Below are 21958 nucleotides of genomic sequence, written 5' to 3'. Positions count from 1 at the left end.
AGATATGGAAGAGATCAAGGCCATCAAGGCCGAATACCGAGCGAAGACCAGAAAGCTAAAGGAGAAGGCCGCATGACCTATCGCAACGTTGTTTCAGCAGTAGTTCGAGCCCTTGCGGCCGAGACCATCAGTTCCGCCGGCGGGTGCGATTTCGAGCCCAAGGTGCAGTGCGCTAAGCAGAAGGGGGAAATCGTCGGCAAGGAGGCGGCATTTCTCCAGGACTGCTGGGTATTCGGTCGGCTACACAAGGCGTTGACCCCGGCGCACTGGCGGGCGCTTGTAGCGAAGTACTCGACGCACCAGGAGCGCAAGCATGGCGCGATACTGGAGTTGTTGAATTCGGTGCAAACGCCGGCGCCGAAACGGTTTCGTGAGTGCGCGGTGCTGACGTGGGCCATTCCGCAGGTTGCCGGTGCCGAGGGCAAACGTTCCGCCGCTGTGCTGCCGGCCGCTTGGTACGACATCACCAACTGGGATAACGACGGCAAGCCAGAGTCGACTCGGTACCGGTGGCGTTCAGGGATCCGCAAGACGCTGGATGACCAGGTGAATGAGGCGCTCACCGCTGCTCAGGAACTGCTCGACGCAGAGGGATTAATCGAAATTTGCGCGGCGTAGCAAAAAGCTATTGCACTGAGTGAGAAAGTGAGAGAGTATTTACCCATCCTGTCGATCTTGCGCGTTGAGGTTGCACAGTAAAGCCCGGCCACTGTGTCGGGTTTTTTATTGGGTGAGCACCGTCCACGGGTTGTAAATATTATATGACGCCATTAAATTGGCATCATTGTGCCTCCATTCTGTAGTGGCACACACAACCCAAAGGATCTGACGATGTTGAAACCCGGTTATGTAGCACCACTTCTGTTGGCATTGGCTTCCTCTCAAGTTTTCGCTCAGCAAGCTAGCGATAATTTCGCGGACACCCAATCTCAAACGCCGCGCGTCCAAAATGACCCAATGAAGGGCTGTTACGCCGCTGATCAGTTCTATTCAGAAGGTATGAGGCTGGATGTTAAGTCTGGCACCTTGGTTTGTGCGCATACTAAAAGCTCATACAATCAGCGTGACTCTTCTTTACCATTTGAGTGGGTCAAAGAGTCCGAGCTGTAATCAGGTTTATCCCAAAAAGCCCCGCCATGTGCGGGGTTTTTTATTGCCCACGGAAAGGGCGATTCAGCAAAAGGAATTTGCAGATGTTGAAAGAAATAAGATGCGGTAACTGCAACCGACTTCTCGCCCGTACGGGTGGGTTTACAGAGCTCCAGATCAAATGTTCCCGATGCGGGACGTTGAATCATGTGAAGGCCACGAGCCTCGAGCAATCGCCTTTGAGCGACACGAACGCGGGATCTTCCGCAATCAATTGTCCGACTCAAAAGGTGAATACATGTCTTACCTGACCCCCTTCACAGCCAATGGCAGCTCCATGCTCCCGCCGCGAAACGTCATGAGCGCTGGCCAGTTTCTGCAGTCGCCGAATAAGCGGTTCCGGCTGATCTATCAGCCTGATGAGAATCTTGCGCTCTACGACGGTGATAAAACTGTATGGGTTGCAGACTCGAACAGCGCCTATGCCACTCAGATCAGTTACAAGTGGCAGGCCGTTACCGCGCCTCAAGTTTTCATGAACTACGGCCTGGTGCTGAACGACTACAGCCGTCAGCGCATTTGGCAGACCACAAATAGCGACGTATCGGGTGGCGACAAGAACTTCGATAACGTCGCTGTGCGAACTCATCTTCAGGTGCAGGACGACGGCAACATGGTCATCGTTGAGTCGGCACCTCTTTGGACGACTTCTGGCCTGCCGCTGCTCTACGGTCAGCCGTCATACATCTTCCCGCCTGGCACGTACCTTGAGCCCGGCAAGATTTACACCGTTGGTAGCTATGGTGTGGTGTTCCAGGGCGACGGTAACCTGGTTGTCTACGGCCCTGGCAGCTCTGTTGTCTGGGCGAGCTACACCCAGGGCAAGGGCGGCACTACCTGTGTCATGCAGGGTGACGGCAACCTGGTGATTTACAACGCTGCCGGTGTTGCTTTGTGGCACACCCACACTGCTGGGAATCCAGATGCAGTTCTGAGCTTGCAGCTCAACGGCCGCTTCACCATCACTCAGCCACGTCCAGTTTGGGCGCGGTTTGGCTATACGCCTTCGATCCGCGCACGCAAGGTGTACTACCCAGACAACTCTGATCCGTTGACCCACAGCACCAAGCCGTTCCCGACTCAGATCGGCACAATCGGCTACGAGTTCTGATCTCTGGCGCGCTGTTTCAACTCAGGCTCAGCGCGTTGCATTGGGCCTGTTTGCAAGAAGGTCGAGAACCTCACCTCATCGCCTCTGAGCGACATGAAAGCGGAATCCTCCGCGACAAATCATTCGACTCAATAGGTGAAAAAATGGAACCAGTAAAATATGGCTCACGTTACTCGCGCACATCCGGCGCTCAATATGACCAAATTGTCGATCCTGCTCTCAACACTAACGGCGTAGTGCTTAGCACTATCAGCCTCAATGGGGCCAAGTTGTATACCGGCACTGTTAAACCCACATTTGTCACCGAGGTCAATATCCCGCTACTTGCTGAGGGGCCTGCGGGGGCTTCTTTTCTAGTGGCATTCCCGTATCCGATTCTGCTCCCCGCAGGTTATGGGCTTTGGGTCCATGGCGGTAACAGTGGTGTGGCGCGAGTTTCTTTCGATTATTTGCCCTAAGCCTCTGCGGGACACCCCGTAAAGGCGTTCCGCATTTCAAAAGCGCGCATTTCTAAGTTTAGCGATGCGCGATTGTTGCTTTGCTGCCCCAGCATTTGCTGGGGCCTTTTCGTTTTCGGCCCCGGCACACCCTTCGCACTGAGCAGGGAGTGCCGCCGGGGCTGACCTATTTCAAACATGCCCCACGGAGTCGAGCGCATGGAGTATCTACAGCGCCTGCTCGACAAGATCGACAGGTTTGAATTACTGATCGCGGGCCTAGTTGGTGCCGTGATCGCTAGCTGGTGGCACAAGGACGACTTGAACGACTGGCGTGCCTGGATGATCTTCTTGATCACCGGCATGGCCTGCTCGATCTACCTGACGAGCATGGTCAGCACCTACCTGGGAGTGACCGAGCCGAAGATCGTCGCCGGCATCGGCTTCCTGCTGGGGGCCTTCGGCGGCTCGCTCCTGGCGGCCATCAATCGAGCCATTAAATCCGCTGACCTCTGGGCGCTCATTCGCCAGCGGTTCGGGGAGGCAATCCATGAATCTTGAACTGATCAACTCCATCGCCTGCGGCCTTATCGCGCTGTGGGCGGCCTGGTGCGTACTGAGCGGGAAGGTTAGGGACGGCATTCTCGGTAAGCTGATCTACTCGACGATCGCCATCAGCGGCTTCGTCGTTATGGCGCGCAGTCAAAACATCTTCTTCGGACCGACCAGTGCCGGCCTGACGCTGCATGTGTCCTTGGCTCTGGCCGGTGTGCGGCACGTCTTCATGGTCACTTACTGGCAGCGAGTGAAGGTCTGGTTGTGCCGGACGCTGAACTGCGAGCACTGCCTGCACTGCGACACGGCGCCTGATGGTGTCGAGCGCCGGGGCAAGTAATCCGCGCCACGTTTTCGAATGCGCCAAATCGTGGCGCGGGATAACCCAATGAAAGTAATCGTAACCAAGTTGCTGGGTTCGGCTGAAGTCGAGTTCCTGCGTGAAGGTGCGGTCGTTCATCGTGAGCGATTCACCGGCAAAGTCACCTCCGAGTACCGGCGCACCATTGCTTTCGACGAAGAGTTCGATTCTCACCGTTGCCGGTTTGTCACGGCCATGCCTGCTGATCGGGCGTTCCAGTATGAGGTTTCGCCATGAGCGACCAATCAGGCGCACACGTCCACTACTGGGATGATGGCCGAGGCCGGCGGGAAGGATCATCGACGGCCAGCCAGTTATCGTGAAAGCTTGCGGCACATAACGACCATCCCGATTTCGCCTATGTCGGTACTGAAGGGAATTTCGCCCAGCGCCCTGAATCCGAAGCTCTCGTAGAAGCGCTGCGCGTTTGAGTTGGTCTTCAGTACGTCCAGCCATATGAAGCCTTCATTGCGGTTCTGCGCCGAGTCGTGAATGAACTGGAGAAGCTGCTTCCCATAGCCCTTGCCAGCCTGAGATTTGAGGAAGTAAATTTTTTGGAGTTCGGCGCCAACTTGATCAGATATTGGGATTGGTTTAGACCAGTTGACCTTCGAAAAACCTACGGCCTGGTCTTCCTCGTTAAGCGCAATGAGCCAGCAATGATTGATAGGTGATCCGATAGAGTTCTGCAGTTCAGAAACTGAAAAGTCCTCGCTTAGAAAGTTCTCTATTCCTTCCGCGGTCCAGATATCAGAAAAGTGCTCTTTGTAGGTCGCTATGCCGATGTCTTGGAGCGCTTGAAGGTCTTCAATCGTTGCCTCTCGAATCGTGATCACTGTTCTGCTCCTTGCGCTAAATGACTCCAACCAATACCGATAACCAGCCACTAATACAAGCTCAGGGTGAACTGTGGATAGGCCATACCCTCCATCGTCGCTGCTTGAGCTTTCCGAGCTTTCAGACTTTGGCATCCGACTGACTCCCGCCCCTGATGTTTGGGAGTGGCTCCAAGTCGAGGTCCTCGCCGACACTGGCAGCATTCACAACGAAGACCATGCCCACTTACAGGATGCAGACATCCGGGTCATGTGGGCGTCTTCCAGCTTCGAGAAGCAGGGTCGCACCGTGCTGGGCCAGGCTGAGCAGGTAGCGTTCCGCGCCGGCGGTTGGCAGAAAGCCCGGATGGAGCAACAGATGCGTGATTGGTTCGGCGATGTGCCGGCCTTCATCATCACCTTGGCAGCTGACTACTGCGCCCAGTGCAGCGACCTTGAATTCTGCGCACTGGTCGAGCACGAGCTTTATCACCTGGCTCATGCTACCGACAAGTACGGTCAACCAGCCTTCAACAAGGAGGGCGCGCCAAAGCTTGAGATGCGTGGACATGACGTAGAAGAGTTCGTCGGTGTGGTCCGCCGCTACGGTGCAAGTCCTGACGTTCAAGCGTTAGTGGATGCTGCAAACAGTCCTGCTGAGGTGGGGAAATTGAACATTGCGAGGGCCTGCGGAACCTGTCTGCTCAAGTCGGCCTGATTTTAGACAGGTTAAGACGGATGATCGCCAATGGCAGCTCTTCGAAGTGAGGTGAAAGCCTTTATTGTTCAGGCTCTCGCGTGCTTTGACACACCTTCTCAGGTGGTTGAGGCCGTCTTAAAAGAATTCAACGTTGTTGTCACTCGCCAACAGTGCGAATCACACGACCCAACAAAGGCAGCCGGCAAAGCGCTGGGTGAGAAGTGGGCAACGATGTTTCGCGAGAGCCGCAAGCGGTTCCGCGAAGAGACTGAAGACATCCCGATCGCCAATCGAGCCTTCCGACTGCGCGCCCTGAGCCGCATGGCTGAGAAAGCCGAAGGCATGAAGAATATGGCGCTGACTGCCCAGCTACTGGAGCAGGCTGCCAAAGAATGCGGCGACATCTACGTCAACCGGGCCCGGAAGGAAGAGGTTGGCGACGAGCCGGTGATCCCAACCCGCATTCAGGTCGACGTGGTGGATGCGAGGAAGCCGAATGCCGAGCCTTAACGTTCCGCAGGCTCAGTTCCTCACTCTGCCCCACAAATTCCGTGCGTTCGTTGCCGGGTTCGGCTCAGGCAAGACCTGGGTGGGCTGTTCGGCACTGAGTAAGCACTTCATGGAGTGGCCCGGCGTCAACGCCGGCTACTTCGCTCCGACTTACCCGCAGATCCGGGACATCTTCTATCCGACCATGGATGAGGTGGCCTACGACTGGGGGCTCAAGACCAAGATCAACCAGGCGAACCACGAGGTTCACATTTACAGCGGTCGGCAGTACCGCGGCACTGTGATTTGCCGGTCGATGGAGAAACCGCAGACGATTGTCGGGTTCAAGATTGGCCATGCCCTGGTGGATGAGCTGGACGTGCTGACTGCCCTGAAGGCACAGCAGGCTTGGCGCAAGATCATCGCCCGGATGCGCTACAACTTGCCCGGGCTGAAGAACGGTGTGGACGTCACCACGACGCCGGAGGGCTTCAAGTTCGTCTTCCTGCAGTTCGTGAAGCAGCTGCGCGACAGGCCGTCGCTCAAGGAGATGTACGGCCTGGTGCAGGCCAGCACCTTCGACAACGAGCTGAACCTGCCGGATGACTACATCGCCTCCCTGATGGAGTCCTATCCGCCGCAGTTGATCATGGCGTACCTCAAGGGCCAGTTCGTAAACCTCACATCCGGCACGATCTACACGGCCTACGACCGCAAGCTCAATGGGTGCTTCGACACCGTGCAGCCCGGTGAGCCACTGTTCCTAGGGATGGACTTCAACGTCGGCAAGATGGCGGCGATCACCCACGTTAAGCGCGACCAGGGGCTGCCCAGGGCCGTGGATGAGCTGATCGACGGCTACGACACGCCCGACATGATTCGCCGCATCAAAGAGCGCTACTGGCAGCACGACGGCAATGACTTCAAGAAGACCTGCGAGATCAGGATCTACCCGGATGCCTCTGGTGATTCACGTAAGTCCGTGAACGCCAGCATTACCGACCTGGCCATGCTCAAGCAGGCCGGGTTCGCGGTCATCGCTCCAGCGGCAAACCCGCCGGTGAAGGACCGAATCAACGCAATGAACGCCGTCTTCTGCAATGCGCAGGGCGAGCGCCGCTACCTGATCAACTCATTCACCTGTCCGACCTACGCCGATGGCCTGGAACAGCAGGTGTGGGGCGCGAATGGGGAGCCAGACAAAACCGCCGGCATCGATCACGCGAACGACGCCGGCGGCTACTTCATCCACCGCGAGTACCCGATCATCAAACCGGTCACCGCTATCAAAATGGGATACGCCCGATGAGCAACGACGTCTCCTTCAAGCGGGCGGAATACACGGCAGTGCTGGATCGCTGGGCGACCGTTCGCGACGTCTGCGCGGGCCAGCACCGGGTAGTCGATCGGCTGCCGTACATCAACGCGCACGACAAGTCGCCGGAGAACGAAGATCGGAACCGGGCTTACCGCGAGCGGGCGGTGTTCAAGAACGCCACCGGACACACCCGTAACGGGCTGCTGGGCCTGGCCTTCCATAAAGACCCGACACTCACGGTGCCGAAGAAGCTGGAATACCTGCAAGACAACGCCAACGGCTCCGGAGTGAGTATTTATCAACACTCTCAGGGCACGCTTGAAAAGGTGCTTGAAGCTGGTCGCCACGGCCTATACGTCGACTATCACCAGGATGACGGCATCGGCGGACACTCGGTGATCCTTTCCTACTGCGCTGAAGACATCATCAACTGGCGCACGGGCATGGTGAACGGCCATAGCGTGCTGACTCTGGTGGTGCTGCGCGAGTCTCCGGAAATTCCTGATGGCTTCGGCTACAAGACGGCTGAGCAGTACCGGGAACTGGCGCTTGAGGATGACGGCTTTGTTTGCCGCGTCTGGCGGCGGTCTGGGCCGAAAGGTGGCGGGCCACTGGCAGTCATTGACGAGTTCAAGCCCGAAGGCGTAACCGGTCGCCTCAAGGAGATTCCGTTCACCTTCGTCGGGGCGCAGAACAACGACCCAAGCATCGACGAGTCACCGCTGTACGACATCGCGATGATCAACCTGGGCCATTACCGGAACAGTGCCGATTACGAAGATAGCGTCTTCTGGTGTGGCCAGGCTCAACCGTGGATTTCTGGCTTGGATGAGCAGTGGCGCGACTGGATGGAAAAGAACGGTGTCTATGTCGGCTCCAGGGCGCCAATGATGCTGCCAGCGGGCGGCGCCTTCGGTTACGCACAGCCGGCGCCGAACACCTTGGTCAAAGAGGCCATGGCCGACAAGAACCAGATGATGATCGAACTGGGTGCCCGGATGGTGGTGGCTTCACTGGCCGCCAAGACCGCTACGGAGTCCCGCGGCGATCAATCGGCATCTACCTCTGTGCTGGCTGGCTGCGTGGCAAACGTCAGCGAGGCATACACCCGGGCAATCATGTGGTGCTGCGCCTATATGGGCATCGCTGACAAGAAGGTCGCCTACCAAGTGAATCAGGAGTTCGTTGAGCTGACGGCTGATCCGCAGATGATCACGGCTTTGGTTGGCTTGTGGCAGCAACGCGGCTTTGCCAAGGCAGACCTTCGGGCCTACCTGCGCAAGCTGGGGTTGATCGCGCCAGAGCGTACTGATCTGCAAATCGACGGTGAACTAGAAGAGCAGGGCGACGGCCTGGGCCTGGATGACGAGGACAAACCAAATGGCGGTAAATCCGGTAGTACTTGATGCCACGATCCGGCACGCGGTCTTCCTCGAAAAGCTTAAGGCAGGGGAGGTCGGCAAATTTGCTCCTTTCCTTAAGGAGATTGACCGTTCGATCCGTGACCGGCTCACGCAGTCAGACCTGACCGAGTACAACACGAAGCGCCTGGAAGCGTTGCTGAAGGAGGTCGATAGCCTGTTGCTCGGCATTTTCGACCGCTACAGCGCGCAGTTGAATCTCGACTTGGTAGACATCGCCAAATACGAGGCCGAGTTTGAGGTGACCAGCCTGGCCAAGTCTGCACCGGTTGGCGTGTCGCTCGATGTGGTGGCGCCGACGGCTGCGGCAATCCGAACCGCAGTGCTGACGAACCCCCTCAGCGTGCGCGGCACCGGCGGCGGGAGGCTGCTGAAGGCCTTCATCAAGGGTTGGACCGGTGCAGAGTGTGAACGGGTTACCGGCACCATCCGGCAGGGCTTCTTCGAAGGGCAGACGAACTTCCAGATCATTCGCAACATTCGCGGCACCAAGGCTGCCGGCTACAAGGATGGAATTCTCGCTACCACCAACCGCAATGCCAGCACGGTCGTGCACACCGCCATTCAGCATGTGTCGTCCCAGGCGCGCATGGAGGTGGCAAAGGCCAACACCGACATTGTGTCCGAGATCCAAATCGTTGCGACGCTGGACAGCAAGACCAGCCAGCAATGCCGATCGCTGGACGGCCGTAGGTTTCCGGTTGAGTCTGGGCCCAGGCCGCCGTTTCATCCTAACTGCCGCACGACTTTCATTATTTTGACCAGGCTCAGCGAGATATTCGCCAAGGGCGCCACGCGCGCATCTGTAGGTGCTGATGGCGGGAGGCAGGTTAACGCCAGCCTCGACTACTACCACTGGCTACAGCAGCAACCAGCAGCGTTTCAGGATGCTGCTATTGGTCCAGTACGAGCCAAGCTGTTCCGCGAAGGCGGCCTGACGCTAGAGCGGTTCACCGAACTTCAGCTTGATCGTAACTTTGCGCCGCTGACACTCGCCCAGATGAAGGTTTTGGAGCCACTGGCATTCGCTATGGCGGGAATTTAACCGAACACATTCAATCAGCCGCCTCCGGGCGGTTTTTTATTGCTCGCAAGGCGGGCTAACCAAACCCTAGGGGTGCATCAACGTGGCAGAAGAAAACGAAATCGACCTGGAAAACCCGGCAATCAAGGCCGCTATCGCGACTGCCGTTGAAGCATCCGTTTCCGGTTTGAAAACCAAGAACTCGGAACTGCTGGGCAAGCTGAAGGAAACCTCCGGCAAGCTGACCCATTTCGAAACTCAGTTTGAGGGCATCGACATCGACGCTGTTAAAGGCCTGCTCAGTCGAGCGGGCCAAGACGAAGAAACCAAGCTGCTGACTGAGGGCAAGGTTGATGAGGTCTTCAACCGCCGCACCGAGCGCCTGCGTGGCGACTACGACAAGCAACTGAAGACCATCAGCGAACGCGCCGAGAAGGCGGAGTCCTTCGCTGCCAAGTTCCAGGGCAAAGTCCTGGGCGATTCGGTACGCGGCGCAGCGCTGAAGGCCGGTGCTCTGCCGGAAGCAACCGACGACATCATCCTGCGCGCCAAAGGCGTGTTCACCCTTAACGAAGATGGCGATGCAGTCGCCGTTGATGAATCCGGCCAGGTCATCCTCGGTAAAGACGGCAAGACCCCTCTGACTCCGCTCGAATGGGCGGAATCTCTGCGCGAAAGCGCACCTCATCTGTGGCCAAGGGCTTCAGGGACATTTGCCCCGGGCGGGGGTGGCGGCAAGGCTGCATTCAAGCGCTCCGAAATGACCTCCGAGCAGAAGCGCGACTTTCAGCGCAAGCACGGCCAAACCGCATATCTCGCATTGCCCAAGTAAGGGGATTGACCCATGGCTACAACCGTTAACAGCGACCTGATCATCTACAACGATGAGGCGCAAACCGCATACCTGGAGCGTGTTCAGGACAACCTGGATGTGTTCAACGCATCGTCCAACGGCGCGATGGTGCTGGACAACGAGCTGATCGAAGGCGACTTCCGAAAGCGCGCTCTTTACAAGCTGAACGGCTCCCTGGAGCACCGCGACGTCAACTCTGACGGTAAGGTGACTGCCAAGAAGATCAGCGCCGGCGAAGCCGTTGGCGTTAAGGCACCCTGGAAGTACGGCCCTTACCAAACCACCGAGGAGGCGTTCAAGCGCCGCGGTCGTCCGGTCGAGGAGTTCTCCCAGATCGTCGGAGCCGACGTTGCTGACGCGACCCTGGAAGGCTTCATCCAGTACGCAACTGCTGGCCTGCGTGCCGCCATCGGTTCTAACGCCGACATGGTGGTTTCGGCCAACATCGAAACCGACGGCAAGAAGACTCTGACTCGCGGCATGCGCAAGTTCGGCGACAAGTTCGGCCGTATTGCGTTGTGGGTCATGCACTCCAGCGCCTACTTCGACATCGTCGACGAAGCCATCACCAACAAGATCTACGAAGAAGCTGGCGTCGTGATCTACGGCGGCCTGCCTGGCACCCTGGGCAAGCCTGTACTGGTGACCGATACCGCGCCGGCGGACGTGATCTTCGGCTTGCTGCCAAACGCGGTAACCATCACTGAATCCCAGGCCCCGGGCTTCCGTTCCTACGAAGTGAACGACGAAGAAAACCTGAGCATCGGCTACCGCGCGGAAGGCACCGTGAACATCGATGTGCTGGGTTATAGCTGGAAAGCCACCACTGGCGGTTCCAACCCAACGCTGGCTGCCGTCGGCTCCGCTGCCAACTGGGTCAAGCATGCGGGCAGCAACAAAGTCACCGCCGGCGTGATGATCACGCTGACCGCAACGCCTCCTGTTACTGGCGGTTAAGCCTCAAACTCAACGCGCGGTCAGCAATGGCCGCCTTGGAGAAACACATGGAACTGACTTACAGCAACCAGCTGAGCGGCTTCGACCCGGAGAAGCGTTATCGCAATCCGGAACACTTCGATAAGCCCGAAGCGGGTGTGACCAGCGTGCTGGTGATTGGCGATTGGCCGAGCGTGGTCAATGCGTACGAAGCAGCCGGCATCGATGTGTCGGTGAAGGAAGCCAAGCGGGCGCAGGTTGTTGGTGCGGGCAACCAAGCCGAACTGGAAAAGGTGATCGCGGCTTTGCGTGCTGAGCATGGATCGATCCGGATCCTTGTTGACGGGCTGGAAGCTGGCGAAATCCATCGTCCAGAGTCCGGCGACCTGGCGTTGCGCTTGTATGAAGTGCTGGGCGCCATCCATGCTTCGGTTGGTGAGTTGACCACAGAACGTGACGGCCTGACCCTGACCGTCGACACGCTGCGCGGCGAGGTTGAAGCGCTGAAGCAGGCTGCCCTCACGCCGTCGGCAGATGAGGCTGGTGAAATCGCGGCGCTGAAAGCAAAGCTCGATGAGGCCAAGGTCCAGTACCGGGCCAACGCCTCGAAAGAATCCCTGGAAAGGCTCGTCGCAAAGTTGAGTGCCTAATACGACCGAGCTGTAGGCAAGGCTAATAAAGGACTAAGCAAAAGCTTCGTGAGTTCTTCAGAAATCTACTAAATCAGGCGTGATTCAGGTAGGTTTTAACTTCTGACCTTCACCGAATCTATGGAGTGGATAATGATGAGCGAAAATGGAGAGCTAAATCCTGAGCTTCACGAGCAAATAAAGAAATTCAGTAGTGCCGGAGATATGCTGGCTGAGTCAGGCCGCTATGAGGCAGCGGTGACTGAATATAACAAGGCCTGGGAAATGATCCCTTCACCCAAAAACGATTGGGAGGCCGCTACTTGGATTCTGGCGGCCATAGCTGATGCTTGTTTCTTGTCAGGATTCAAAACCTCTGCTCGCGAAGCTTTGCAGTACGCAATGACCTGCCCTGGCGGTCTCGGAAATCCATTTTTGCATCTGCGCCTTGGGCAGGTTTTGTTTGATGAAGGTCAAGAAGACTCTGCAGCAGACGAGTTGATGCGAGCATACATGGGGGCTGGCCCAGAGATTTTCGCAATTGAAGATGCTCGATACCTAATCTTTCTCAAAACACGTGCTGATCTTTGAAGTTCTTTAACTACTAGGCTGACCATCTCTCTACTGCATTGAGCCTGTCTAGCGCTCTAGGCACTCCATCGTGCGCGCAATTGGTCTAATGACTTAGTCCGTAAAGCGAGCAGGCGGTCTAAACCCATTCAGCGAGTAAACGCATGACACTAATCATCGAGGACGGCACCGGCAAGCCTGACGCTGAAAGCTACGCGAGCGCCGAGGACCTGGCCTTGTATGCCGTGAAGTTCGGCGCGGTCATTCCCGTAGGCGTTCCGGAGCAGGAAGCGCTGCTGCGCCGGGCCGCCTTGGCAATGGATGGCATGACTTGGAAGGGGCGTAAAACGAACAGCGAGCAGGCACTGTCCTGGCCGCGCCGGCAAGTGCTGCTGGATCACGAGAACAAGCCGAACAACTACCTGCCGGCGCGTATCCAGTACGGTCAGATGGCCCTGGCCACTGAAATCCATCAGGACGATATCGACCCGGTGGAGAAACGGAAGGGCGCCGTTCTACTCGACCGTGTTGAGGGCGCGGTGACGCGGCAGTACGCGGCGATCCCTAACACCAGCAATCGGCTTCTGCCAGCGGCGCCGGACCGGCCTAGCGTCACTCAGTTTGCCGACTACCTACAGCGACGCGGGTTGTTCACAATTAGGGCGTAAAAAGGTATTCCTACCGACAGTTCCGATCACCCTTTGCAAAAAACCACATAAAGAAACCTGCATGATTGGGTGGCGAGAATAGATGACTTCGATCTCGAGGATTCGATGTGCCTGAACTGCTTAAATCAATGCTGCTTGTTGTCGGTGTATGTCTGCTCTTACCGGCAGTGAATGCGGCTTCTGCCAACACTGGCAGCGGAGAGACTGAGATTGCAAAAGTAGTGGAGACACTGGACGTACTATCTTTCCGTAACTCCATGCGCCCGAGGTCTCGTCCCGATGCCCATACACTTCAGCAGTATGGTTTCACCAAGGTCAGATCAGTTACAGACAAGGCGATTTCCTTGGCGCTGGAGGATGACAGTTGGCATTTCAGCCTTCGTATTGCCCGGGACGACGGTGACACTAAAGTGCTCTGCATAGAGGATGATGCGAACAATGGTGGGACTTACAGATCAGCCTTCGAGCTGATGATTGTGCGCTCTGCCGAAGGCCTATATCAGGCTACTCAGCAAACCACTGAGCGGACAGCGCTTTGCTCTGGCCACTCGTGATGTACCAGCTTTAGAAGGGCACAATTTCGACGCCAGGCGAATATGGGATTGCTCCCGTATCTAGCTGGTTCAGTCGACAAAGACTTTGGAAACCCGAAACATCAAGAGCCCAGCCATCGCGCTGGGCTTTTAACATCTGGAGCCACCATGGCCTTTTACGACGAAATGGCCGTGATGGCTCTGGATATGATCACAGAGTTCGGCCAGCCCGTGGCCATCAGCAAGACGGTGCCGGGCGAGTATGACCCGGAGGCGGGCGGGGAGGCGCCAGGCGCCACTGTTGAGCAAATCGCCCAGGGCATCCTGCTCGACTTCACCGGCCAAGAATTTCAAAACAACAGCCTCATCAAGCAGGGCGACAAGAAGCTCAAAATTGCTGCGCAGGGCATGGCCTGGGCGCCGGGCTTGCTCGACAAAGTCGTTGCCCAGGGCCGCACCTGGTCAATCGTGCCCCCACTGAAAGAGGTCAACCCGGCCGGCAGGCCCATCTTGTATGAGCTGCAGGTGCGGTCGTGAGCCGGGCAGGTGCCGGCCAGTCCGGTAGCTTCGCTCTGAGCCTGGCACAGTTCGCCGCTCAGACGGGTGAAGCCATCGATGCCAGCGTGCGTGAAATCATCATCGAGGTCGGCAGCAGCCTGATCCGAATGTCCCCCGTGGGCAACCCAGAGATCTGGGCGCAGAACGCAGTTGCCACCCAGTACAACAAGGCCGTCGACGATCACAACAGCGCGCTGCGTAGTGACCCGGCCAACCTCACGAAGGGCGGTAGGCTCAAGAAGGGCCGCAAGCTCAACGACGGCATGGACATTAAGGCGCCTGAAGGCTACGTCGGCGGCCGGTTCCGTGCGAACTGGCACATATCGCTCGGCATGGTCGAGAGCGTCACGTTCGATGAGGTTGACCCGAGCGGCACCGAGACAGTAGCTGCCCTGGTCGCCGCAATGAGCGACTTCACCGCCGGCCAGATGGCCTACATCATCAACAATTTGCCCTACGCGATTCCGCTGGAGTTCGGCCATTCCACCCAGGCCCCCGGCGGCATGGTTCGGGTAACAGTGGCTCGCTTCCAGCAGGTCGTGCTGGAGGCCATCAGGAACAACCAGGTATGAGTCACGCAATCATCGCCTCGATCTACGAGGCAAAGCTGATCGCCTGGAACGCTGCCAGGTCGGAGAAGCTGAAGATCGTCTTCGAGAACACGGCCTACACGCCGACGGCGGGCGAGACCTACCTGCGAGCCTTCACTATCCCGGGCGACACCGCGAGCAACACGCTTGGCGGCGATCACAGGCTGTTCACAGGCGTGTTCCAAGTCAGCATCATCGCACCGGCGGGCACGGGTAAGACGAAGACGAGCCCTATAGCAGTTGAACTGACCGATTTGTTCCCGCTATACGCCAGGGACACGAAGGGCTTGGTCACCGTGGTGACGATGTCGCCGGTCGACCCAGGCCCCGGCATCACCGGCGATTCTACCTACACCGTCCCGGTCTCGTTCTTGTACCGAGCCGACACGAACTGATCCCGCCCATTGGGCAAACCCACAAACCCGCCATTGAGCGGGTTTTTTCATATCTGCAAAGAGGAAATACCCATGGGCTACAAACTCCCGAACGGCGGCACCTTCCAGCACGCTGCAACCTACGGCGCGGCACTGGCGTTCGCTGCCATCAGCAATGCGAGCGAGGCCGTGGCTACTGTAGTCGGCGGCACCATTGCCGCCGGCGATATCGTTCTGCTCACTTCCGGCTGGAGCAAGCTGGATAGCAAAGTGGTGCGTGTGAAGGCGGCAACCGCAACAGCGATCACCCTGGAAGGTATCGACACCACCGATACTCAGGTTTTCCCGGCGGCAGGCGGCGCAGGCACTATGCGCAAGGTGCTGACCTGGGTGCAGATCCCGCAGATCTCAGACGTTGCCTTCTCCGGCGGCGAGCAGAACTACCTCGACGTGGTTTTCCTCGAGGATGACCAGGGCAAGCAGATCCCCACCGACAAATCGGCGGCAAGTATGGTGCTGACCATCGCTGACGACCCGGCCCAGGCATTCAACAGCGTTCTGCTGAAGGCTGACGCCGGCAAGCAGATTGAAGCGGCGCGCCTCAACCTGCCAGGCAATGACACCCTGCTGTACGGCACCTACACGTCGTTTTCCAAGCAGCCGGCAGTCTCCCGCAACAACCTGTTGACGCGCACCGTCAACCTGGCGCTGCAGGCCGAGCCGACCCGTTACCTGACTGCGGTGGCGTAACCCATGGCAAAGATCAGAATCGCCCAAAACCCGACGTTCAAGGCCTTCGTGTCGATCCCGATCGTTGGGGGTGAGCCCGGGAAAATCGAGTTCACCTTCAAGTATCGGGATCGCCCGGGGCTTGCCGCTCTGTTTGATGAGTGGAACCTGAAGCGCGATGAAGCTCGGACCTCCCTGGGTGAAAGCCCAACGCTTTCCGAAATCGTTGCTGCTGACACTGAGCAGCAGTCGCAGCAGATCAAGGACTTGGTTGTTGGCTGGGGCTTCGATGACAAGTTCGATGACAAGAGCATTCGGGCGCTGGTGACATCCTGCCAGGGCGCTGCTGAGGCGGTCGTGAATGCCTACCAGAGCGCATTCAATCAGGCCCGCTTGGGAAACTGACGGACGCCGCCCGCGCACTCTACGCGCCGGCGGCACCTGCTGAGTTGATGGCCCTGTTCGGGCTCACCCCGGGTGACCTTGAAGAGGTGACCGAGGTCTGGACCTGCAACTGGCCGGCGTTCTTACTGTTCAACCGGATGTCGACTCAGTGGCGGGCGGGTTCCAACGGCGCAATCGGCCTCGACTACACCTGCATCCGCGACGTGGCCGGGTTCCTCGGCATCAAGAAAAAGAAACTCGCTGAAATCTTCCCTGACCTTCAGGTGCTGGAAGGCGAGGCCCTGCGCGTTATGGCGGAGGAAAGGGAAAACAGCCCGTAACTACGGGCACTTATTCAAGGTGAGTCGATGAACATTGCAGAACTCGGCGTCAAGATCGACTCGGCCGATGCAATCCAGGCAAAAACGAGCCTGGATGAGATGGCGAAGGCCGGCGGCCGGGCCGAGCAATCCGCTGCCAGCCTGATGAATGAAATGCAGGCACTGGAGAAATCACTTTCCTCCAGCGCCAAGACCACGCAGGACCTGGCAAAGCAGCGTGACGCGCTCACCAAGCTGACCAAGACCGGCGCCTATGGTGAGGCCGAGGCAGCGAAAATCTCGGCGCAACTCGATAAGCAGCAGATCGCGCTGGCTAAGTCTGCGATGGACGAGCAGAAGGCTCTCAACAGCCTGCTGGGAGCGATTGACCCGGCTCGCGGCGCTCTGGCCAAGCTGGACACACAGGTCGAGCAACTGGGCAAACACCTGGACGCCGGCCGCATCAGCCAGGATCAGTACAACACCGCCCTGAGCAAGATCGACAAGGACTACGCCAAGCTCGAAAAGACCACCACCGGCTTCGACAAGCTGCGCCTCGGCACCCGCCAGGCGCAGGAAAACGTCGTGCAGTTGGGCAATGCGCTTTCCTCTGGTGACTGGGGAAGTGGTGTGCGTGCGGTTGCTCAGTTGGGTGCCGGGGCTGGAGCAGGCGCTGCCGGGCTGCTAGCCATTCTGGGTCCGCTGGCTCTGGCCACCGCGGCAGTGGGCGGCCTGGCAGTTGCCTATTACAAGGGCAGCGAAGAGCAAGACAAATACAACAAGTCGCTGATCCTCACCGGCAACTACGCGGGAGTGAGCGCTGGCCAACTGGGGGATATGGCGCGCCAGGTGAGCGCAACGGTAGGAACCACCGGCCAAGCCGCCGCCGTGCTTGCGCTGCTGGCCGACAACGGCAAGATCGCCGGGGACAGCTTCACCGGCATCACCCAGGCTGCCGTGTCGATGCAGGAAGCCACCGGCAAGGCCGTGAGCGAGACGGTCGCCGAGTTCTCCAAGCTGGCAGACGATCCGGTAAAGGCCTCTGCTGCGCTGAACGAGCAGTACCACTACCTGACGGCCTCGGTTTACTCGCAGATTGCCGCACTGGAGCAGCAGGGCGATCACGCCGGCGCTGTGAAGCTGGCCACCGATTCGTACGCCGATGCAATCAACGAGCGCACCCCCAAGATCCTGGAAAACCTGAGCTTCTGGGAGCGGGCGTATAACGCAGTAGCCAAGGCGGCAGATGGACTGAAAAACGCCGGACGTCGTGACATTAATTCGGACATTGAGGACGCGAAGGCCGGATTGCTCGAAGCCCAGAATATGGATGGGTTGTTTCAAAACCAAAAGTCAAAGGATGCCTTGATTGAGTTCCGGCAGAATCGCCTGAACATGCTTGAGGACGAAAAGGCGGCCCAGGCTGACATCGCCAAGTGGGAGGGCGAGCAGGCCAAGGCGCAAGGCGATGCTGTTTCGTCGATGGCCAAGATCGATGCTCTAACCAAATCGTCGTGGACGAACGAGCAGAAGCGCACCGAGGCGATCAAGGAATACAAACGGCAACTCGACGATATCCGCAAGGTTGACCCGAAGGATTCGCGGCTCGATCAATCGGAAGTCGACAAAAACATCTCCAACATAAACGGCAAGTTCAAGGACCCGAAGGCGGCCGCAACTCAGGTCGACCTGACCGGTTTCAACAACGCCAAGAACAACCTGGCAGTCATCGTTGATGAGTACAAAAACACCCAGAAGCAACTGGACGCGGCGGAGAAGGCCGGGCTTATTTCTCAGGCCGAATATGCGCTGAAGCGCGAAGCCCTGATCGGCAACCAGCGCGACGAGGTCACCGCAGCCTATGAGGCCGAGATTACCGCGCTGGAGGCCGTCAAAGGCAAGAAGTCCACGACTGCTGCCCAGAGCATCCAGCTGGACCAGAAGATCGCTGACGCGCGCGCAGGGATGGTCAGGGCGCAGAAGGAGGCCGACAGCCAGCTTGAGGTGTTGGCCACCAACGAGACCGGCCGCCTTGCCAAGCAGGAGCGCTCAATCACCACCTACGTGCAGGCCCTGGCTCAGCAGCAACGAGCCCTGGAGCTTGCCGGCCAGCGCGCAGTACTCGGCGTTGGCCAGGGGGACCGCCAGAACGCACTCAACGGCGAACTGAACAGCCAGCAAGACCGGTTTGCTCAGCAGTCGCTGGAGTTGGCCAACCAGAAATCCGACCCGTCGCGCAACATGTCGGAGGAGGAGTTCAAGCGAAAATCCCAGGCGCTCGCAGATGCGAACAAGGCCGCCACTGACCAGATCCGGCAGAACTATGCGGATGTGGAGAACGCCCAGGGCGACTGGACGAAGGGCGCGACGTCGGCCTGGACCAACTACCTGGATTCGGCGAAGAACATTGCCGGCCAGACCAAAAGCCTGTTCGGCAACGCTTTCAGCAGCATGGAGGACGCGGCCGTCAACTTTGCAATGACCGGCAAGGCATCGTTTTCGGACTTCGCCAAGTCGATCCTTGCGGACATGGCGCGCATTGCCACTCGACAAGCGAGCTCACAGTTACTCAGCAGCTTGTTTGGCGCAGGTCTGAGCTATTTCGGCGGCAGCGGCAGCGGCTCTGGCGGGGCAAGTCAGGTCGGGTACACCGGTACCGACCTTTCAAACTTCACTCCAGGCAGCATTCAGGCCAAGGGCGGCGCCTGGTCGGGCGGTGTGCAGATGTTCGCCGACGGCGGCGCGTTCACCAATTCAATCGTCAGTAAGCCCACGGCGTTCGGTATGGCCAACGGCAAAACCGGTGTCATGGGCGAGGCAGGCGACGAGGCAATAATGCCGCTCACTCGCACAGCCAGCGGCAAGCTGGGTGTTTCTGCGGTTGGAGGCGGCGGTGGCGGGGTAAACCTCAGCCTGAGCATGCCGATCATCCTGACGGATCAAGAGGCCGGCCGCCCTGATGGGGCCGAGTTCGACGCCGAACTGTTCCAGCGCAACATGGAGACGCGCACCCGGCAAATCGCAACAGAAGAGATCGCCAAGTCTTGGCGCCAAGGCGGCGTGAGCAGCCGAAACGTAAAAGGATGATTTATGGCAATCGAGCGATTCACCTGGACCACTGAAAAAGGCGTAGAGGGGGACATCAAGCAGCGCGTGCGCACGAAGCAGTTTGCCGACGGCTACGCGCAGTCGACCGAGGACGGGATCAACAACAAATCCCAGTCCTGGCCGGTCACCTTTACCGGCCTGAAGGGCCGGATCAAGGACATCATGGACTTCATCGACCGGCACAAGGGCGCAAAGGGCTTCCTCTGGGAGCCGCCTCTGGGCGACCTGGGCCTCTACAAGTGCAACGGCTACAAGCCAGTGCACCGCGGCGGCCAGGTGTACGCGATCACCGCGACCTTCGAACAAACCTTTTCACCCTGAGATAACCACCCATGGCACTGATCACGGATATCCAGAAACTGGAACCCGGCGCCGAAATTCGCCTGTTCGAAATCGACGGGACCGAATACGGCGCGGATTACCTACGCTTCCACGGTCACGCCATCCCGCACACGCCCGAGGAACTGCTGGCCTACGAGCATTCGGAGGAGGATCTGCCCGCCAAGTCGATTTGGTGGCAGGGCGCCGAGTACGCGGCCTGGCCGGTGCAGATCGAGGGTATCGCCTCTGGCAGTGACGGCACGGCCACCAGGCCGACTTTCGCCGCCGGCAACATCAACGGACGTGTCACCGCGCTGTGCCTGGCCTTCGAGGACCTGCTGAAGTTCAAGCTGACGGTTCGCGAGACCCTGGCTCAGTACCTGGACGCCGCGAACTTTCCCGAAGGCAACCCGACTGCTGACCCGACTCAGGAAGGACTGGAGATCTGGTACATCGACCAGAAAACCAGTGAGGACGGCGAGGCGGTGGTCTGGGAACTGTCGTCGCCGGGCGAGATTGATAACCACGGCCTGCCCGGGCGCCAGATGACGACCTTCTGCCACTGGGCCATGACCAATGGTTACCGGGGGCCGGATTGCGGATACACCGGCGCAGCCATGTTCGATGACGAAGACAACCCCACGGATGACCCAGCCAAGGATCAATGCAAAGGCTGCTTGTCGTCCTGCAAGTTGCGCTTCGGCAAAAACGAAGAGCTAGGTCACGGTGGATTTCCCGCTGTGTCCCTCATTGCCCGGAGCTGACCATGCGCAAGCACATCATCGCGGCCATCCAGGCGCACGCGGCGGCGCAGTACCCGAAAGAGTGCTGTGGTCTGTTGCTGGCCATCGGGCGCAAACAGAAGTACTTCCCATGTCGGAACATCGCCACGGAGCCGAACGAAGAGTTTCGACTTGATCCTGAGGACTACGCTGCGGCGGAAGACATGGGGGAGGTGATTGGCATTGTCCATTCACACCCGGACGCAACCAGCAGACCTTCACCTCATGACCTGGCCATGTGCGAAGCCACGGCTTTGCCCTGGCACATTCTCAGCTGGCCCGAGGGCGACCTGCGCACGATCACGCCAACGGGCAGCACGCCGCTGCTCAAACGTCCGTTTGTACATGGGGTTTGGGATTGCTGGGGAATTTGTGCCGAGTGGTACCAGCGGGAATGGGGGCTTGAATTTGAGGCCTTCCAGCGCACTGATGGCTGGTGGGAGAGTGCGGAGAACGCCAGTCTCTACGAGCAGCATTACGAGGCCGCCGGCTTTGTTCGCGTCGACCGGCCGCAGCGTGGAGATCTGATCGTCATGCATGTGGGCCGGACGGCTCATCCGAATCATGCCGGGATCTATCTTGGCACCGATCCAACTCTACCTGGTGAAGAGTCGGGCACCTTCGGGCCCGGGCCGTTTCTTCTGCACCACCTATATGGCAGGTCGTCCGAAATCATCGTCTACGGCGGGCCCTGGCACGACCGGACGCGCCTGATCCTCAGGCACAAAGATGCAAAACAACCAACATGACGCGGCATGGCCGCAGGAGAGAGATGAAACAGAGGCTAGGGGCGCACGACCAGCTAGCGCCCAAGACTTTTCAGCAATGGAGCGAAGAGTTCAGCACGCTTATTTTGGGGAGTCGTTTAGGTGAAGCCCTAAAATCAGTGATTGCAGCGCAATGTGATGCTCAGAAGATCCGTCAACCAGGCCTTTATCAGCTGGCATAGAACTCATAACGCTTTCTGCTGCTTCCTTAATCATTTGTCTTTTTGTCGGGTCAATGGCGGCGATTGCAGTTGCAAGAACCTGAATTGCTGCGCATACGCCCAATTGAAAAGGGCTTACTACTGGTTTCTCACTCACATTGACCTCCAGGTCATAAACGCGCCGATATTGGCGCAACCCCAGTCCCTTGGGCTTGCAGGCAAAGGACTGGGAAATCCTTGCATGAAGGCAGGAGGCTACTATCGGAGGGCTGTGTGGCGTTACTGAGGATTTGTA

32 protein-coding genes are annotated in these 21958 nt (G+C 58.4%); 29 read left to right on the top strand and 3 right to left on the bottom strand.

Annotated features, from left to right (window positions below):
• Positions 1-72 precede the first annotated feature (72 nt).
• Both JFU58_RS10670 and JFU58_RS10665 read left to right on the top strand, forming a co-directional pair.
• Positions 73-618 (top strand): hypothetical protein, encoded by a 546-nt coding sequence (locus JFU58_RS10670; RefSeq protein ID WP_177071706.1) that lies wholly within the window; start codon positions 73-75, stop codon positions 616-618.
• 213 nt (positions 619-831) lie between these two features.
• Positions 832-1110, top strand: a complete 279-nt coding sequence (locus JFU58_RS10665; protein WP_201140621.1) for a DUF1496 domain-containing protein — start codon at positions 832-834, stop codon at positions 1108-1110.
• Here JFU58_RS10665 and JFU58_RS32475 read toward each other — a convergent pair.
• Complete coding sequence (locus tag JFU58_RS32475; RefSeq protein WP_342215246.1) at positions 1059-1298, bottom strand: hypothetical protein; 240 nt, start codon at positions 1296-1298, stop codon at positions 1059-1061. The two genes, JFU58_RS10665 and JFU58_RS32475, sit on opposite strands and share 52 nt — an antisense overlap.
• Here JFU58_RS32475 and JFU58_RS10660 point away from each other — a divergent pair.
• From JFU58_RS10660 to JFU58_RS10635, 6 genes are all read left to right on the top strand, one after another.
• The gene (locus tag JFU58_RS10660; RefSeq protein ID WP_342215244.1) at positions 1206-1400 is read left to right on the top strand and encodes a zinc finger domain-containing protein; all 195 of its coding nucleotides are present in this window, start codon (positions 1206-1208) and stop codon (positions 1398-1400) included. The two genes, JFU58_RS32475 and JFU58_RS10660, sit on opposite strands and share 93 nt — an antisense overlap.
• Positions 1388-2260 (top strand): putidacin L1 family lectin-like bacteriocin, encoded by an 873-nt coding sequence (locus JFU58_RS10655; protein WP_201140617.1) that lies wholly within the window; start codon positions 1388-1390, stop codon positions 2258-2260. The genes JFU58_RS10660 and JFU58_RS10655 overlap by 13 nt, the downstream gene beginning before the upstream one ends.
• Positions 2261-2403: 143 nt before the next feature.
• Complete coding sequence (locus tag JFU58_RS10650; RefSeq protein WP_201140609.1) at positions 2404-2718, top strand: hypothetical protein; 315 nt, start codon at positions 2404-2406, stop codon at positions 2716-2718.
• Between the two features lie 198 nt (positions 2719-2916).
• Positions 2917-3258, top strand: coding sequence for an MFS transporter (locus JFU58_RS10645; RefSeq protein WP_201140608.1), 342 nt, complete (start codon positions 2917-2919; stop codon positions 3256-3258).
• A complete protein-coding gene (locus JFU58_RS10640) occupies positions 3248-3592 on the top strand; it encodes a hypothetical protein (protein WP_201140607.1) in 345 nt (114 codons plus the stop codon). Before JFU58_RS10645 ends, JFU58_RS10640 begins: the two co-directional genes overlap by 11 nt.
• A 48-nt stretch (positions 3593-3640) precedes the next feature.
• A complete protein-coding gene (locus JFU58_RS10635) occupies positions 3641-3850 on the top strand; it encodes a hypothetical protein (protein WP_201140606.1) in 210 nt (69 codons plus the stop codon).
• Between the two features lie 77 nt (positions 3851-3927).
• Here JFU58_RS10635 and JFU58_RS10630 read toward each other — a convergent pair whose 3' ends face one another.
• Positions 3928-4449, bottom strand: a complete 522-nt coding sequence (locus JFU58_RS10630; RefSeq protein ID WP_201140605.1) for a GNAT family N-acetyltransferase — start codon at positions 4447-4449, stop codon at positions 3928-3930.
• Between the two features lie 73 nt (positions 4450-4522).
• Between JFU58_RS10630 and JFU58_RS10625 the strand changes: the two genes are divergently transcribed.
• The 21 genes from JFU58_RS10625 to JFU58_RS10525 all read left to right on the top strand — a co-directional run bounded on the left by JFU58_RS10625 (position 4523) and on the right by JFU58_RS10525 (position 21484).
• A complete protein-coding gene (locus tag JFU58_RS10625) occupies positions 4523-5146 on the top strand; it encodes a putative metallopeptidase (protein ID WP_201140604.1) in 624 nt (207 codons plus the stop codon).
• Positions 5147-5176: 30 nt separating this feature from the next.
• A complete protein-coding gene (locus tag JFU58_RS10620) occupies positions 5177-5638 on the top strand; it encodes a DUF2280 domain-containing protein (RefSeq protein ID WP_167665108.1) in 462 nt (153 codons plus the stop codon).
• On the top strand, positions 5625-6926 hold the full coding sequence (locus JFU58_RS10615; RefSeq protein WP_201140602.1) for a terminase large subunit domain-containing protein: 1302 nt from the start codon (positions 5625-5627) through the stop codon (positions 6924-6926). Before JFU58_RS10620 ends, JFU58_RS10615 begins: the two co-directional genes overlap by 14 nt.
• Positions 6923-8341 carry a DUF4055 domain-containing protein gene (locus JFU58_RS10610; protein ID WP_201140600.1) on the top strand — a complete coding sequence of 473 codons (1419 nt, stop codon included), beginning with the start codon at positions 6923-6925 and terminating at the stop codon, positions 8339-8341. Before JFU58_RS10615 ends, JFU58_RS10610 begins: the two co-directional genes overlap by 4 nt.
• Complete coding sequence (locus JFU58_RS10605) at positions 8316-9401, top strand: minor capsid protein (protein ID WP_201140598.1); 1086 nt, start codon at positions 8316-8318, stop codon at positions 9399-9401. Before JFU58_RS10610 ends, JFU58_RS10605 begins: the two co-directional genes overlap by 26 nt.
• 82 nt (positions 9402-9483) lie before the next feature.
• The gene (locus JFU58_RS10600; protein WP_201140596.1) at positions 9484-10212 is read left to right on the top strand and encodes a hypothetical protein; all 729 of its coding nucleotides are present in this window, start codon (positions 9484-9486) and stop codon (positions 10210-10212) included.
• Between the two features lie 12 nt (positions 10213-10224).
• Complete coding sequence (locus JFU58_RS10595) at positions 10225-11190, top strand: major capsid protein (protein ID WP_042572010.1); 966 nt, start codon at positions 10225-10227, stop codon at positions 11188-11190.
• Positions 11191-11237: 47 nt separating this feature from the next.
• Positions 11238-11819 (top strand): hypothetical protein, encoded by a 582-nt coding sequence (locus tag JFU58_RS10590; protein ID WP_201140593.1) that lies wholly within the window; start codon positions 11238-11240, stop codon positions 11817-11819.
• A 132-nt stretch (positions 11820-11951) separates the two neighbouring features.
• Positions 11952-12389, top strand: coding sequence for a tetratricopeptide repeat protein (locus JFU58_RS10585; RefSeq protein WP_242488253.1), 438 nt, complete (start codon positions 11952-11954; stop codon positions 12387-12389).
• A gap of 143 nt (positions 12390-12532) precedes the next feature.
• The gene (locus JFU58_RS10580; protein WP_201140591.1) at positions 12533-13036 is read left to right on the top strand and encodes a DnaT-like ssDNA-binding protein; all 504 of its coding nucleotides are present in this window, start codon (positions 12533-12535) and stop codon (positions 13034-13036) included.
• 107 nt (positions 13037-13143) lie between these two features.
• The gene (locus JFU58_RS10575; protein ID WP_201140589.1) at positions 13144-13590 is read left to right on the top strand and encodes a hypothetical protein; all 447 of its coding nucleotides are present in this window, start codon (positions 13144-13146) and stop codon (positions 13588-13590) included.
• Positions 13591-13737: 147 nt separating this feature from the next.
• On the top strand, positions 13738-14106 hold the full coding sequence (locus JFU58_RS10570) for a hypothetical protein (RefSeq protein ID WP_201140587.1): 369 nt from the start codon (positions 13738-13740) through the stop codon (positions 14104-14106).
• A complete protein-coding gene (locus tag JFU58_RS10565; RefSeq protein WP_201140585.1) occupies positions 14103-14699 on the top strand; it encodes a hypothetical protein in 597 nt (198 codons plus the stop codon). The genes JFU58_RS10570 and JFU58_RS10565 overlap by 4 nt, the downstream gene beginning before the upstream one ends.
• Positions 14696-15112 (top strand): phage tail terminator-like protein, encoded by a 417-nt coding sequence (locus tag JFU58_RS10560; protein WP_201140583.1) that lies wholly within the window; start codon positions 14696-14698, stop codon positions 15110-15112. Before JFU58_RS10565 ends, JFU58_RS10560 begins: the two co-directional genes overlap by 4 nt.
• Before the next feature lie 72 nt (positions 15113-15184).
• Positions 15185-15841, top strand: a complete 657-nt coding sequence (locus JFU58_RS10555) for a phage tail protein (RefSeq protein ID WP_063030564.1) — start codon at positions 15185-15187, stop codon at positions 15839-15841.
• A 3-nt stretch (positions 15842-15844) separates the two neighbouring features.
• Positions 15845-16225 (top strand): phage tail assembly chaperone, encoded by a 381-nt coding sequence (locus tag JFU58_RS10550; RefSeq protein ID WP_201140581.1) that lies wholly within the window; start codon positions 15845-15847, stop codon positions 16223-16225.
• Positions 16226-16272: 47 nt separating this feature from the next.
• Complete coding sequence (locus JFU58_RS10545) at positions 16273-16545, top strand: DUF1799 domain-containing protein (protein ID WP_201140637.1); 273 nt, start codon at positions 16273-16275, stop codon at positions 16543-16545.
• Positions 16546-16572: 27 nt separating this feature from the next.
• Positions 16573-19611: a phage tail tape measure protein gene (locus JFU58_RS10540; protein WP_201140580.1), complete on the top strand. Its 3039-nt coding sequence runs from the start codon at positions 16573-16575 to the stop codon at positions 19609-19611.
• A gap of 3 nt (positions 19612-19614) precedes the next feature.
• Positions 19615-19953 (top strand): phage tail protein, encoded by a 339-nt coding sequence (locus JFU58_RS10535; RefSeq protein WP_201140578.1) that lies wholly within the window; start codon positions 19615-19617, stop codon positions 19951-19953.
• Between the two features lie 11 nt (positions 19954-19964).
• Positions 19965-20717: a phage minor tail protein L gene (locus tag JFU58_RS10530; RefSeq protein ID WP_201140576.1), complete on the top strand. Its 753-nt coding sequence runs from the start codon at positions 19965-19967 to the stop codon at positions 20715-20717.
• Positions 20718-20719: 2 nt separating this feature from the next.
• Complete coding sequence (locus JFU58_RS10525; protein WP_201140574.1) at positions 20720-21484, top strand: C40 family peptidase; 765 nt, start codon at positions 20720-20722, stop codon at positions 21482-21484.
• 99 nt (positions 21485-21583) lie between these two features.
• On the opposite strand, the gene JFU58_RS10520 is transcribed toward JFU58_RS10525, so the two are convergent.
• The gene (locus JFU58_RS10520) at positions 21584-21820 is read right to left on the bottom strand and encodes a hypothetical protein (RefSeq protein ID WP_201140572.1); all 237 of its coding nucleotides are present in this window, start codon (positions 21818-21820) and stop codon (positions 21584-21586) included.
• Between the last annotated feature and the right edge of the window lie 138 nt (positions 21821-21958).

The organism is Pseudomonas sp. TH34, assembly GCF_016650865.1.
Lineage (GTDB): Bacteria > Pseudomonadota > Gammaproteobacteria > Pseudomonadales > Pseudomonadaceae > Aquipseudomonas > Aquipseudomonas yamanorum.
This window is presented reverse-complemented; position numbering and strand designations above follow the sequence as displayed.